Here is a 13145-nt window from a genome sequence, read left to right as displayed (position 1 = left end):
GGAGACATCATGAAAATTAGTATCAAAAAATATCTCATTGGCGCAACCACGCTTGCATTTGCTGGGGCATTTAGTCTGCCAATTCAAGCACAGAGTGCAGCGGCCAATTACCCTAATAAAACCGTCAAAATGGTCGTGCCCCTCACGCCTGGCTCAGGTGCTGATATTGCTGGGCGCATTGTTGCCAAAAGCCTTGCAGAAACCTGGAAGCAACCTGTCATTATTGAAAACCGGCCTGGTGCTGGTGGCTTGCTAGGCACTGGCGTCGTGGTGAACTCTGAACCTGATGGTTATACCCTTTTAGTTCAATCCGCATCCTATGCCGCCAATCCTGCGATTTATAAAAAACTGCCTTATGACCTCAAGAGCCTCACCGATGTCAATATTTTAGGTAGCAGTCCATACGCTCTCGTTGTGTCAGCTGAGAGTCCTTATAAGACCCTTAAAGACTTGATTAACGCTGCCAAAGCAAAACCGGGTGATATTCCATTTGCAAGCGCTGGTGTCGGAAGCTCAACCCATTTGGCAGCCGAGTATTTCAATCAAACCGCTGGCATCAAGATGCTGCACGTCCCCTTTAAAGGATCTCCAGAAGCAATTCAAGAAACCATTGCTGGACGTACCGCCTACTACATGGCTCCCCTACAAACTGCCATCTCACAAATTCAGGGTGGTAAAGTCCGCGCATTGGGTGTAACGGGTGCAACCCGTGCCGAGGCAGCCCCCAATATTCCAACGATTGCTGAGCAAGGTTTTTCTGGCTTTGAGATTGGTTTATGGGTCGGCGTTTGGGCACCATCGGCAACACCCCAAGCGATTTTGCAAAAACTGAATACCGACATCAATCGGGCGCTGCAGGACCCTGAGGTGAAATCAGCCTACGCCAAAGCAGGCATCACCATCAAGCCCATGAATCTTGCTGAAACAGAAAAGTTTGTTCGTAGCGAAATCAGCAAGTACACCAAGATTGCTAAAGACGCTGGGATTGAACCACAATAACGCTCCCCTTTGCCAAGCACCAGACCAGGCCCTCAAAAAGCCTGGTCTCGTTCTTTGTGAGAACGCAACGGATTGCCATGCTCACATCTGCGGTCCTCAGTCCTTGTATCCCTACATACCAAATCGGATCTATACCCCGCCAGATGCCTTACTTTCACAATATCAGGCACTACTGGACAGCCTAGGCGCTCAACGATCAGTATTGGTCCAGCCCAGTATTTATGGAACGGATAATCGTGCATTGCTGGCAGCGATTAAAACTAATCCATTGCGCTTTCGAGGAGTCGCAGTGGTGAATTGGGATATTAGCGATACAGAATTAGAAGATCTGCATCGCGCTGGAATTCGTGGATTACGCTGCAATATTGTCGATCTTGCCGAGGCTAAGGGCGTTTTACCAATCAAGCAATTAACTAAATTAGCGAACCAGATTGCATCATTTGGCTGGCATTTGGAGTTTCTCATGCATGTCAATGAGTTCCCAAATCTCTCGCAATTACTATCGAATTTCCCAGTCCCGATCGTGCTGGGTCATCTTGGGTATTTAAAAACAAATCTAGGTACCAAAGACCCTGGCTTTCAAAACCTCTTGTCGCTCATGCGCGAGGAGCGTGCCTGGGTAAAACTTACTGGCCCCTATCGAATCACAACTGAGGAAAGAATCCCCTACTCTGATACCAATCCATTTGCACATGCCTTGATTGCTGCGAATTCAAGGCAGGTGGTATGGGGCACGGACTGGCCCCATGTGATGGTCAAGGGAACGATGCCAAACGATGCAGATCTTTTAGATTTACTACAAGTGTGGATCCCCGATCCAGCAATTCAAAAGCAAGTTCTGAGCGAGAACCCGGAGCGTCTTTATCAGTTTTAACGACTGAGGGCTTTCTTACAAACCGCCGTTTTGCTGAGCCACCATCAAATACAACATGGGGATCGACAAAATGGTATTGATCCGCGAAGTGAGCATCGCGACGCGTGCAGACTTTGCTTTAGTCGCGGCATCTACTTCCACAATTCCGAGGGCGCGCTTCTGGTTGGGCCAAATCACGAACCAAACATTAAAGGCCATAATCAGAGCAATCCACATGCCCAGGCCAATTGCTAAGAAAGGCTGCTGAAGTGTGAAAGCTTGATGGGCATAGCCATTGAGTACAGCCAGAATAAATCCGGTTAATACCGTAGCCATCGCTGCATAACGAAACCATTTCAAGGCCATTGGTGCAATCACTTTCGCCACCGCAGGCTTTTGTTCATCCGGAATCTTTGGCATGGATGGAATCTGTACAAAGTTGAAATACCACAATAGACCCACCCACATCACCCCTGAAATCACATGCAGGAAGCGAAATACAAAAGTAATCCACGCTGAGCTCCCCACATTGGATCCCCCTAGGGTGATCACAATCAGGGTAAGCAGGATAAATCCGACCAGAACGGTCTTGCCTAAAGAGCTCAGAATGGATGTCATATGGATTGCTTACTAGAATTACGCTGCAAAGTTTTTGCTAACAAAATCCCAATTGACGAGATTCCAGAAATTCTCGACATACTTAGGACGAGCATTACGAGTATCAATGTAATACGCGTGCTCCCATACGTCACAGGTCAACAGTGGCTTCGCATCGGTTGTTAATGGTGTCGCAGCATTGCTGGTCGATACTAAATCGAGGCTACCATCCGCTTTCTTGACTAACCAGGCCCAGCCCGATCCAAAAGTACCAACTGCGCATTTGGTGAACTCTTCTTTGAACTTATCAAATGAGCCCCACTTTGCATTGATCGCATCCGCCAAGGCACCGGTTGGGGCACCGCCGCCATTTGGCTTTAAACCAAACCAATAGAAGGTGTGATTCCATACTTGAGCGGCATTATTAAAGATACCGCCGGATGATTTCTTGACAATGTCTTCGAGACTCGAGTTCTCAAACTCGGTTCCTTTGATGAGATTATTCAGATTAGTCACATAAGTCTGATGATGCTTGCCATAGTGATACTCCAATGTTTCCTTTGAAATATAAGGTGCAAGCGCATCAAGTGCGTAAGGCAACTGGGGCAATGTATGTTCCATTTTTTTCCTTTATTAGTAACAGAGCGAACACGTTGATAAAAACTCGGTGCTGTAACTATAGACCATTCTGGAATTTTTGTTTTTTCCATCCCGAAATGGGGTTTTCTTAATTAAAATAAGGTGTCAATGATTCTTTGCTAATAACGAACGAGCTTGTATGTCCGGTCAAACTCATATCAATCCGTCAACTCGGATTTACATCCAAGAGGTGGTTACTCGCGATGGCTTTCAGGCAGAACCGCGTTTCATTCCCACAGAGGACAAGATTCGCTTAATTAATCGCTTAAGTCGCGCTGGCTATGCCAAGATTGAGGTGACCTCCTTTACAAGCCCCAAGGCCATTCCAATGCTGGCTGATGCGGAGGCCGTGATGCGTGGCATTGAGCGCGTCCCTGGGGTCGAATATACAGTCCTAATCCCAAATCTACGCGGTGCTGAGCGCGCTCTTGCAGTCGGTGTTGATGAATTCAATCTTGTCATGTCAGTTAGCGAGACCCATAATCAATCCAATCTGCGTATGTCCCGTGCTGATTCAGCCAAAGCTCTGAGCGAGGTAATTGCCTTGGCACATCAATCCAAGGTGGCCGTCAATATCTCGCTTTCAACTAGCTTTGGGTGTCCGATGAGCGGCATGACCCCCATCCATGAACTAATGCATTGGATTAATCATTTTGTTGATCAAGGGGTTCGCGGTATTAGCATTTGCGACACAACCGGTATGGCCAATCCTCGTCAGGTCACAGAAATTTGCGAGAAGGCTCAATCCAAATACCCCAATACTCAGTGGACCCTGCATTTTCATAATACGCGTGGCATGGGTTTAGCCAATGTCTTAGCTGCAGTTCAAGCAGGCATTGTGCGGTTTGATTCGTCTTTGGGCGGATTAGGTGGCTGCCCTTATGCTCCAGGAGCCACTGGGAATATTTGCACCGAGGAATTGGTTCATATGTTGGATCTAATGGGCTTTCATACCAACATGAACCTTGATTTATTACTCGAGTGCGCAGTAGATTTGCGTACCCTGGTCGATCGCCCCTTACCAAGTCAGGTTCTGCTGGCAGGCAAAGTAGATCGCCTGTATGACAAGATCTGTCAGAGTTAGATACTTCTCTCTTCTTTACTTCTTCGCTGCGGCTTTCACCTTTGCGAGATACTCAGCAACACGGTGTTTAATATCTGGCACCGATCCTGATTGGACTAAATCATATAAATCAACCGTACGGGTATCGCGTTTGCAGGCATGCAGTGCCATCGCACGAGCATCGGGTGGGATCTCCAAAATATGCTCCAAAACTTGTGCTTCATACGCATGCCAATCAGTCGCCTCTAAAACTGCAGTAAGGATCCCAAAATCTTTAGCTTGATGCGCATCAATGCGACGTGGATTTCCAATGAGCTGCTGCGCGCGATCAGAGCCCACACACTCGGCTAATCGCCGCGATCCCAAGATCAAACCAAAACGGGCACCAGGAAACATCATGCGCATATCCTCCGAACCCGCCCGGTGACGACATGCCAAGAGCAAATCAGCCCCCGCTCCAATCGTTTGTCCATGGGCCAATGCCATCGTGTCATATGGTGCATGCGCAATCACTTGGAGCATTTGCTCAATACGCACAAAATGCAACAGTAGATCGCCAGGGCTCGCATCATCAAAGTTGGAAAAATCAAATCCGGCACAGAAACCCTGCCCCTCGCCTCGCAGTATCAGTAAGCGAGTGCCATCGGTCTCCGCCTCCTTGGCGACAGCGAGCAACTCACAAGCCATCTCATAGCTAATCGCATTGCGCTTCTCTGGACGATTAAGAGTGACTCGCTTGATGTGACCCGAATGCTCTATCCGTATGGTGTTCATAGTTACTCCACGATCTCAGAATTATGCTCACCCAAGCGCGGCGGTCTGCGCTCGATGGGAGCTATTGCGCCATTAAATTTAATTGGATTAATCACCGTTTTAGTTGCTTGACCATTGGCCATCACCATGGGCTGCACCCAACCCATCGCAAGGGTTTGTGGATCATTTAAAACAGCGGAATATTGATTGATTGGACAGCACGGTACACCTGCTTGACTAAATTGCGCAATCCAATTGGCGGCTGTATCTTGTTTTAAGATTGCCTCAATCAATTCTTTTAAAGCGATTTGATTTTTTGCCCGCAGTGCCGTACTAGTAAAGCGTTCGTCTTGCAAAAGCTCTGGGCTCTTCAAGATCTGACAAACAGTTTCCCATAGAGCTTGCGTACCAGCTGCCATCACCAAATAGTCGTCTTTGGCCTTAAATGCTTGATACGGGGCATTGCGAGGATGAGCTGAACCCAATTTAACTGGATCTTTGCCAACTCCAAAGTACTCCGAGGTTTGCAAGGCGGCGATGGCTAATGAAGTTCCCATCATTGGCACATCAATATGAACACCCTTACCCGTTTGCGCCACAGCTCGTAATTGCGCACAAATACTCATTGCGCCATACAAACCAGCTGTGAAATCCGCGACTGGCACGCCGCATTTGACAGGGGCTCCATCGGGTTCTCCAGTCACACTCATGATGCCGCTCATCGCCTGAATCGTGACATCAAAGCCACCTTCGTTAGCGCGTGGTCCCGTTTGACCATAGGCCGAGATCGAGCAGTAAATCAGTTTTGGATTAATAGTTAGGGCTGAGTCAAAATCCAGGCCAAGGCGTTTCATCACACCAGGGCGATTGTTCTCGATCAGAACATCCATATTCGCAATTAAAGCCTTGGCTTTTTGTTTATCATCCGGATTTTTTAAATCCAAGGTAATTGATCGCTTATTGCGATTTAAAGAGGCGAAGTTCTCACTCAAGCGATCATTCTCAGGACCGGTGTGGGGAGGCCAGGCACGCAGTGTATCCCCGGCACCTGGGTTCTCTAGCTTGATGACATCGGCTCCGAGATCGGCGAGCAGCAAAGCGCAAAATGGTCCTGCGGCGACATTGCAAATCTCGAGAACACGAATTCCGGCAAGTGGTTTTAAGGCAGAAAGATCAGCGGTGTTCATAGGCACTCTTGTGAATGGAATACCTTATTCTAACGATCTCATTAGTAGTAGCTCAGTGGCTGTGTTTTGCCCTTAAAGATACGGTAGGAGAACAAGGTGTAGGCCAGAATCGTTGGTAATACCACAATCGCGCCCCAGAAGATGACCCACAGCGATTGAGTCGATGCGGCTGCTTGCCACACCGTCATACGATCGACAACCAAATAAGGAAATAAACTATAGGCAATTCCAAAAAACGATAGCCAAAAAATTGCAACCGTTGCTGTGAATGGCAACCATTCCCGCTGGCTGGGATTCGCTTTGAGCTGGTGCAGCGCTCGATCCGTGATTAAAAATAAGAGTGCAGTTGCGATCGGAATGGGTGCCAAGTAAATAATATTCGGGTAGCTAAACCAACGACTCATGATTTCTGGGCTGAAATACGGTGTTGCTGCCGAGATCAAGGCAATGCCCAATCCAGTTAGCCACAAACTTGTCCGCGCCCATGAAATCGCTCGCAACTGCAATGCTCCCTCCGTTTTCATGATGAGCCAGGTTGAACCCAGCAAGGCATACCCTGCTGGCAAACAAATTCCGACAAGTGCAGCAAAAATCCAGCCTAATAAGCCAGACTCGTAGCCAATGATGTGGCGTCCAATCATTACACCTTGCGCTACAGCAGTTACTAGGCTACCAAAATAGAATAGGAAGTTCCAAAGTGGCTTTTGCGCTAAGTTCACCTTAGCCCGAAAATCAAATGACACCCCACGCAGAATCAACCCAGCCAACATAATCGCCACTGGCAAATAGAGTTCGGTGAGGACAATCCCATGTGCAAACGGAAATGCGACTAGCAAAATACCCACACCAAGCACCAACCAGGTCTCATTGGCATCCCAAAAGGGTCCGATCGAGGAAATCATCACATCTTTGTCGGCATCTCCAGCACGATTGAGCAAAATACCAACTCCCAAATCGTAGCCATCTAACACCACATACGACAACATGGCAAAGCCCATCGCCCCCAAGAAAAACAAGGGGAGCCAGACGGAAGCTTGGGACCAATCTGCTGGAATCATCTACGTTTGCAAGGAGGTAGATGAAGGCTGAATTACAGCTGGTACCGCATCTGCACTCTTTTTGTCAGCCTGTCGTGCCATATAGAAAATCGCCCAGATATAGGCAATGATCAAAGTAAGGTAGAGAAACAAATACATCATCAAACTGCTAAATACCATGCCACCCGGCAATTTTGTGGCAGCCTCTGCGGTTGTCAGAACGCCATGCACCAAATAAGGCTGACGTCCAATTTCAGTGACATACCAACCAGCAACCACTGCTACCCATCCTGAAAAGGTCATCCAGACAAAAGCGCGGGCCAGCCAATTGGGTAGATCCTGTCCTTTACGCATCCGCCACCACCCATACCAAGATAAAGCCAACATCAGTATTCCAATTCCAACCATAATGCGAAAAGCAAAGAAGACTGGTTTGACTGGTGGAGTCTTATCAAAATCTTTTAAGCCCTTGACCTCACCGTTCCAGTCATGGGTGAGATAGAGTGAAGCCAATTTCGGGATCGAAATCTCGAACTTATTGGATTGGGTTTTTTCATCGGGGATGGCAAACAAAACAGCCGGAACCCCATTACCAGTATCCCAAATTCCTTCCATCGCTGCTAATTTGGCTGGTTGGTATTTGAGGGTATTGAGACCATGCATATCCCCTAAGAAAATCTGAATGGGGGTCACAATCGCGGCCGCTACGATGCCAAACTTGAGAATGGCTTTATTTGCTTGAGTACGACTACCCTGTAAATAGCGATAGGCTGATAAACCTGCTAACAGGAAGAACACGGTTAGGAATGAAGCGGTCATCATGTGTGCAAAGCGGTATGGCATGGATGGGTTGAAGACGATTTCCATCCAACTCACCGCATGGGCCTGGCCGTTGATCATCTCAAAGCCTTGGGGAGTTTGCATCCAGGAATTGAGAACAATGATCCAAAATGCCGACAAAGTGGTTCCAAAAGCTACTAAGAACGTTGCTAGGGTGTGCACCCGTTGTGAAACGCGCTTTGCACCAAATAACATGATGCCCAGAAACGTCGCCTCAAGAAAGAAGGCGGTCAGTACTTCATAAGCAAGTAGAGGTCCAGCAATATTGCCGACGGTCTCCATATAGCCTGGCCAATTAGTACCAAACTGAAAACTCATCGTGATACCGCTTACAACCCCCAAAGCGAAGGTCAAAGCAAATACTTTGACCCAAAATTGATACGCCTCTTGCCAATAGACTTCACCAGTGCGATTGAACTTGATCTTGAAATAAAACAGGACCCAGCCTAAAGCAATCGTGATGGTGGGAAATAGGATATGAAAGGTAATGTTGGCGGCAAACTGGATCCGGCTCAACATGATGGGGTCAAACATAAATTTCCCCTAGGGTGTAATGAATGGAATACTGATATTTTAGGGGTCTTTGCCAATCGCTGCTTGCTGGGGAAATCCCCAAAGTATTCATATAATGGATCTATGACAAATCCTGCTGTGACCGATCCAATTGCCCCATTACGGCACTTTGTGACTCAAATGACCCAACTGGTCGGCGAGAGCCAAGCCGAGGATATTGTTCGTCCCAAAGCTAAAGCGCTATTACAAGAGTTAATTAAGACGGATTCTTGGTTACCGGATTTTTGCGCAGTTCCCCACCCTCAGTATTACCAGCAATACTTATTACACGCCGACCCACTGGAGCGATTCTCGGTCGTCAGTTTTGTTTGGGGACCAGGCCAAGCCACTCCAATTCACGATCACATGGTTTGGGGTCTAATTGGCATGCTGCGGGGCTCTGAAAAAGGTCAACGCTACGCCCGCAATGCGGCTGGTCAATTAGAGGCTGTCGGTCATGAAGAAACCTTATTGCCTGGTGATGTGGATGAGGTCAGCCCGAGCATTGGGGATATTCATATTGTGAAGAATGCCTTTGACGACAAACCCTCGATCAGTATCCATGTTTATGGGGGCAATATCGGTGCTGTGAAGCGCCATGTCTACGACCCACAAACAGGTTCTGTCAAAAACTTTGTTTCGGGTTACTCCTCATCGCAGATCCCCAATCTTTGGGATCGCTCTACTCAAGTTCGTTCCGAACTCAATTAATGTAATTTAACGTGGGGTTCGGTACGGCGCGTTATCATGCGCGCCAAGGTATCAAGGCTTACTTTGGCCCAGCCATGCAATGCCAGCTCATGCATTTTGTACAAAGACAAATACATTAGCTTGGCAAAGACGCCTTCGATCATGAGGTTGCCACCAATCAGGCCGCCCATCATATTACCAACGGTGCTGTACTTCCCTAAAGATACCAAGGAACCAAAATCACGGTAGCGGTATGGTTTCAGGGGTTTGTTCTCAAGACGCAATTGGATTTGCTTAAACAAATGAGAGGCTTGTTGATGGGCCGCTTGGGCTCGCGGCGGTACAAAGCCGCCCTGCCCCTCGTTTGCTTCTGGCCAAGGGCAGGCCGCGCAGTCGCCCATGGCAAAGATGTCAGGATCACGCGTCGTTTGTAAGGTCGGCAGCACCACCAGCTGATTAATTCGATTCGTCTCCAAGCCCCCGATGTCTTTGAGAAAATCAGGCGCCTTGACTCCGGCTGCCCACACAATCAATTCAGCGGGCAGACTCGTGTTGTCACTAAATTGAACTTCTTTTGGAAATACCCGCGCCACTTTCTTGTTCGTAATAACCTCAACACCCATCTTTTGCAATAAGGCTTCAGTCGCGTTTGAGAGTCGCGCCGGCAAGGCTGGCAAGATTCGGGGGGCTGCCTCGATCACGCTTACCTTTAAGTCCTTATTAGGGTCTACTCGATCAAGACCGTACGAAACAACTTCGCGCGTGGTGCGATGCAGTTCGGCAGCAAGCTCAACACCAGTTGCCCCTGCGCCAATAATGGCTACGTGCAATTGATCGGGCGAAAGTGGATTACTTTGTGCCTGAGCTCGAATAATCGCATTGAGCATTTGATGATGAAAGTTTTTGGCATCGTCTTGAGACTCTAAACGTAAGGCGTATTCCTCAACGCCGGGAGTCGCAAAGTCATTGCTGAGGCTTCCAATACTCATGACGAGAACGTCATAAGGAATAGAGCGTTGTGGGGTAATTTCGGTACCCAGGTGATCCTTATATGGCGCAACAATCACCTCTTTGCGCTCGCGATCCAAACCGATCATCTCACCAATGCGATAGGTAAAGTGATGCCAGTGGGCTTGCGCAATGTAATCAACTTCATGGTCGCCCAAATCCATACTGCCAGCGGCAATCTCATGGAGTTTTGGTTTCCAAATATGGGTGCGATTTTTATCAATCAAGGTAATAGAGTAACGACCGGGCTTTCCTTTGCGAGGACCAAATCGATCGCCTAGACGGGTTGCTAGCTCCAACCCTCCTGCCCCACCACCTACGATGACAATTCGTTGCATGACGAAGTTCTTCTTATTTTGATTGGAGTGATTAATTATTGCGCCGTCCAGCCGCCGTCCATATTCCAGGCAACACCACGGACTTCAGATGCATCCGGTCCACACAGAAATACGGCTAATGCAGCGAGTTGCTCTGGTTTCACAAATTCACCCGAAGGCTGCTTCTCGGAGACTAATGCTAATTTAGCTGCATCATTCGAAATATTGTCACGCTGGGCGCGTGCATCCACTTGCTTTTGAACAAGGGGGGTTAACACCCAACCTGGGCAAATGGCATTGCAAGTAATTCCGGTACGGGCAGTCTCAAGCGCAACCACCTTAGTTAAGCCTACGATGCCATGCTTTGCCGCTACGTATGCTGCTTTTTGAATAGAAGCCACAAGACCATGAACGGAGGCAATATTAATAATGCGGCCCCAATTACGTTCTTTCATTCCTGGTAGTGCTAAACGCGTTGCATGAAATGCCGAACTTAAGTTGATCGCAATCACCGCGTCCCAGCGCTCTGCTGGAAAATCTTCCACACTGGCGACATGCTGAATCCCCGCATTATTAATGAGCACATCAATTGCACTAAAGCGTTTTTCGGTAGCAGCAATCATTTGTGCAATCTCATCGGGCTTACTCATGTCGGCGCCGTGATAATCCACTTCCACTCCGTAGGCCTTGACCTCGGCAATTGCCGCATCCTTATCACCAAAGCCATTCATCATCACATTGGCGCCTTGGGCGGCCATGGCCTTAGCCATCGCCAGTCCAATACCACTCGTTGAGCCCGTCACTAAGGCGGTTTTACCCTTTAGAAGCATTCCAAAAAACCCTCGTTTGAACCAATAAGACAACTATCTTCTCATAGACCTATGAGTCGGCCTAATTCTTGCCAAAAGGACTTGGGTATCGAGGTTAGCAGCCATGTGAGAGTGATGTACCGCAGTAGCTTACCAACCGCCATGTAAATCATGCACGGTAACCATTGCAGACGCAACCAACCTGCTACCAAACATAAAGGGTCACCAATGATTGGTAACCACGAGAGTAACAACATTGGTGGCCCTCGTTTTTCTAGCCAGGCTTGGGCGCGTGAATGGGTCTCTCCTCGCAATGACTCATAGGTATTTCGCGCGAGTAATCCCAGCCACCAATTAATCATGCCGCCCAGGGTATTGCCCAGGGTTGCCACACCAATTGCCAACCAATAATCCTCAGGATTTAAGCTGACGTATGCAAACAAAACGGGTTCGGAGCCCATTGGAATAAGAGTGGCGGATACCGCCGCCACAATAAATACCGCCGGTAGACCCACGGTGGGCATACCAAACCAATCCATCATGGAATGAATGAGGGCTTCCATTAATGCAGAACGCCGGCGTCTTTCAAAGTCTGAATCTGTTCAACCGTAAATCCGTGCTTCATGAGAACCGATTCAGTATGTTCGCCAAGTGTCGGTGCGCGATGTCGAATTTGCCCAGGATTTTGGGAGAGCTTCGGAATGATGCCTGGCATCTCTACTTTTAAACCGTCTGCACTCTCAATGGTTTCAATCACACCGCGCGCACGGTAGTGCGGATCCTCCGCAATATCTTTCGCGCTATAGATACGTCCAGCAGGAACAGCAATACCCTGTAGAGCAGCCAGAATCTCTTCAAGGGTTCGTTGGCTCGTCCATTGCCCAATTGCTTCATCAATGGCGTCAGCACGTTTAGCCCGCCCATCGTTACGCGCCAATTCAGGATCGTTGCCTAAATCGTTACGACCGATCAGATCCATCAATCGCTTAAATAATGAATCCCCATTGGCGGCAATTAATACGTATTGGCCATCAATACAAGGATAGGCATTTGATGGGGCAATGCCTGGCAATGCCCCTCCTGCTGGTTGACGGATTGCACCAAAGACGTGGTACTCCGGCAAGAGGCTCTCGGTCAGATTAAACACTGCTTCGTAAAGCGCCACATCAATCATCTGCCCTTGACCACCTCGAGCATCACGTTCATAGAGTGCAAGCAAAACACCCAAGGCGCCATGCAAGCCAGCAATCGTGTCACCGAGTGATAAGCCCGCGCGCGCAGGCACCTGCCCGGGGTGTCCAGTTAAATATCGTAATCCAGCCGTTGCTTCCGCAATAGCGGCAAAGCCAGGCTCATCGCGACGCGGTCCATCTTGTCCGTAGCCAGAAACACGCAACATGATCAAGCTCGGATTAAGCGCATGCAATGCATCCCAACCCATGCCCCATTTCTCCATCGTGCCGGGCCGAAAGTTTTCAATCAGAACATCCGCCTCTTGGGCTAAACGTCGCACGATATCCTGACCCTCGGGTTGGCGCAAGTCAATGCAAATCGATTGCTTATTACGAGACTGCGCTTGCCACCAGACCGAGGTTCCCTCATGCAGCATACGCCATTTGCGCAATGGATCGCCATCCCCGGGCGACTCGACTTTAATAATCTCCGCCCCGAAGTCCGCCAAGGTCTTCGCTGCGAAGGGGCCCGCAATTAATTGGCCAAGCTCTAGGACACGAATACCGGAGAGGATTTGTTGCATGGCAATTAGCCCCATCAATCAAGAAAGTATCTAGATTAAACTACA

14 protein-coding genes are annotated in these 13145 nt (G+C 48.6%); 4 read left to right on the top strand and 10 right to left on the bottom strand.

Annotated elements, in window-relative coordinates; genetic code table 11:
• The first annotated feature begins 9 nt into the window (after nucleotides 1-9).
• Together QUE66_RS03170 and QUE66_RS03165 are read left to right on the top strand one after the other, a co-directional pair.
• Complete coding sequence (locus QUE66_RS03170) at nucleotides 10-999, top strand: Bug family tripartite tricarboxylate transporter substrate binding protein (RefSeq protein WP_286224407.1); 990 nt, start codon at nucleotides 10-12, stop codon at nucleotides 997-999.
• Nucleotides 986-1873 (top strand): amidohydrolase family protein, encoded by an 888-nt coding sequence (locus QUE66_RS03165; RefSeq protein ID WP_286224406.1) that lies wholly within the window; start codon nucleotides 986-988, stop codon nucleotides 1871-1873. The genes QUE66_RS03170 and QUE66_RS03165 overlap by 14 nt, the downstream gene beginning before the upstream one ends.
• Before the next feature lie 15 nt (nucleotides 1874-1888).
• On the opposite strand, the gene QUE66_RS03160 is transcribed toward QUE66_RS03165, so the two are convergent.
• Entirely contained in the window at nucleotides 1889-2470 is a 582-nt protein-coding gene (locus QUE66_RS03160) for a urate hydroxylase PuuD (RefSeq protein ID WP_286224405.1), read from the bottom strand.
• Between the two features lie 18 nt (nucleotides 2471-2488).
• Nucleotides 2489-3070 (bottom strand): superoxide dismutase [Fe], encoded by a 582-nt coding sequence (gene sodB / locus QUE66_RS03155; RefSeq protein ID WP_108508142.1) that lies wholly within the window; start codon nucleotides 3068-3070, stop codon nucleotides 2489-2491.
• 157 nt (nucleotides 3071-3227) lie between these two features.
• Between sodB and QUE66_RS03150 the strand changes: the two genes are divergently transcribed.
• Complete coding sequence (locus QUE66_RS03150) at nucleotides 3228-4172, top strand: hydroxymethylglutaryl-CoA lyase (protein ID WP_286224404.1); 945 nt, start codon at nucleotides 3228-3230, stop codon at nucleotides 4170-4172.
• A gap of 15 nt (nucleotides 4173-4187) precedes the next feature.
• Here QUE66_RS03150 and QUE66_RS03145 read toward each other — a convergent pair whose 3' ends face one another.
• The 4 genes from QUE66_RS03145 to QUE66_RS03130 are packed head-to-tail and all read right to left on the bottom strand — an operon-like array spanning nucleotide 4188 to nucleotide 8502.
• On the bottom strand, nucleotides 4188-4925 hold the full coding sequence (locus QUE66_RS03145; protein ID WP_286224403.1) for an enoyl-CoA hydratase/isomerase family protein: 738 nt from the start codon (nucleotides 4923-4925) through the stop codon (nucleotides 4188-4190).
• Between the two features lie 2 nt (nucleotides 4926-4927).
• A complete protein-coding gene (locus tag QUE66_RS03140; protein WP_286224402.1) occupies nucleotides 4928-6091 on the bottom strand; it encodes a CaiB/BaiF CoA transferase family protein in 1164 nt (387 codons plus the stop codon).
• 41 nt (nucleotides 6092-6132) lie between these two features.
• Nucleotides 6133-7149, bottom strand: a complete 1017-nt coding sequence (locus QUE66_RS03135) for a cytochrome d ubiquinol oxidase subunit II (protein WP_286224401.1) — start codon at nucleotides 7147-7149, stop codon at nucleotides 6133-6135.
• Nucleotides 7150-8502, bottom strand: coding sequence for a cytochrome ubiquinol oxidase subunit I (locus QUE66_RS03130; protein ID WP_286224400.1), 1353 nt, complete (start codon nucleotides 8500-8502; stop codon nucleotides 7150-7152).
• Nucleotides 8503-8604: 102 nt separating this feature from the next.
• On the opposite strand from QUE66_RS03130, the gene QUE66_RS03125 reads away from it, so the two are divergent.
• Nucleotides 8605-9231, top strand: a complete 627-nt coding sequence (locus QUE66_RS03125) for a cysteine dioxygenase family protein (RefSeq protein WP_286224399.1) — start codon at nucleotides 8605-8607, stop codon at nucleotides 9229-9231.
• Here QUE66_RS03125 and QUE66_RS03120 read toward each other — a convergent pair.
• Genes QUE66_RS03120 through QUE66_RS03105 form a run of 4 tightly spaced genes read right to left on the bottom strand, consistent with a single transcriptional unit; the run spans nucleotide 9228 to nucleotide 13100 of the window.
• Nucleotides 9228-10556 carry an NAD(P)/FAD-dependent oxidoreductase gene (locus QUE66_RS03120; protein WP_286224398.1) on the bottom strand — a complete coding sequence of 443 codons (1329 nt, stop codon included), beginning with the start codon at nucleotides 10554-10556 and terminating at the stop codon, nucleotides 9228-9230. The genes QUE66_RS03125 and QUE66_RS03120 overlap by 4 nt on opposite strands.
• A gap of 35 nt (nucleotides 10557-10591) precedes the next feature.
• The gene (locus QUE66_RS03115; RefSeq protein WP_286224718.1) at nucleotides 10592-11365 is read right to left on the bottom strand and encodes a 3-hydroxybutyrate dehydrogenase; all 774 of its coding nucleotides are present in this window, start codon (nucleotides 11363-11365) and stop codon (nucleotides 10592-10594) included.
• 41 nt (nucleotides 11366-11406) lie between these two features.
• Nucleotides 11407-11907 (bottom strand): YqaA family protein, encoded by a 501-nt coding sequence (locus QUE66_RS03110; RefSeq protein WP_286224397.1) that lies wholly within the window; start codon nucleotides 11905-11907, stop codon nucleotides 11407-11409.
• On the bottom strand, nucleotides 11907-13100 hold the full coding sequence (locus QUE66_RS03105; RefSeq protein WP_286224396.1) for a CaiB/BaiF CoA transferase family protein: 1194 nt from the start codon (nucleotides 13098-13100) through the stop codon (nucleotides 11907-11909). Before QUE66_RS03105 ends, QUE66_RS03110 begins: the two co-directional genes overlap by 1 nt.
• Between the last annotated feature and the right edge of the window lie 45 nt (nucleotides 13101-13145).

Source organism: Polynucleobacter sp. HIN6, assembly GCF_030297575.1.
Taxonomy (GTDB): domain Bacteria; phylum Pseudomonadota; class Gammaproteobacteria; order Burkholderiales; family Burkholderiaceae; genus Polynucleobacter.
Note: the sequence above shows the minus strand (reverse complement) of the source record. Positions and strands in the feature narration are given on the sequence as shown.

Coding starts and splice junctions, on each gene's coding strand:
- QUE66_RS03135 (WP_286224401.1), bottom strand. CDS start 7,149: ATGATTCCAGCAGATTGGTCCCAAGCTTCCGTCTGGCTCCCCTTGTTT.
- QUE66_RS03145 (WP_286224403.1), bottom strand. CDS start 4,925: ATGAACACCATACGGATAGAGCATTCGGGTCACATCAAGCGAGTCACT.
- sodB (WP_108508142.1), bottom strand. CDS start 3,070: ATGGAACATACATTGCCCCAGTTGCCTTACGCACTTGATGCGCTTGCA.
- QUE66_RS03120 (WP_286224398.1), bottom strand. CDS start 10,556: ATGCAACGAATTGTCATCGTAGGTGGTGGGGCAGGAGGGTTGGAGCTA.
- QUE66_RS03170 (WP_286224407.1), top strand. CDS start 10: ATGAAAATTAGTATCAAAAAATATCTCATTGGCGCAACCACGCTTGCA.
- QUE66_RS03130 (WP_286224400.1), bottom strand. CDS start 8,502: ATGTTTGACCCCATCATGTTGAGCCGGATCCAGTTTGCCGCCAACATT.
- QUE66_RS03150 (WP_286224404.1), top strand. CDS start 3,228: ATGTCCGGTCAAACTCATATCAATCCGTCAACTCGGATTTACATCCAA.
- QUE66_RS03105 (WP_286224396.1), bottom strand. CDS start 13,100: ATGCAACAAATCCTCTCCGGTATTCGTGTCCTAGAGCTTGGCCAATTA.
- QUE66_RS03160 (WP_286224405.1), bottom strand. CDS start 2,470: ATGACATCCATTCTGAGCTCTTTAGGCAAGACCGTTCTGGTCGGATTT.
- QUE66_RS03115 (WP_286224718.1), bottom strand. CDS start 11,365: ATGCTTCTAAAGGGTAAAACCGCCTTAGTGACGGGCTCAACGAGTGGT.
- QUE66_RS03110 (WP_286224397.1), bottom strand. CDS start 11,907: ATGGAAGCCCTCATTCATTCCATGATGGATTGGTTTGGTATGCCCACC.
- QUE66_RS03125 (WP_286224399.1), top strand. CDS start 8,605: ATGACAAATCCTGCTGTGACCGATCCAATTGCCCCATTACGGCACTTT.
- QUE66_RS03140 (WP_286224402.1), bottom strand. CDS start 6,091: ATGAACACCGCTGATCTTTCTGCCTTAAAACCACTTGCCGGAATTCGT.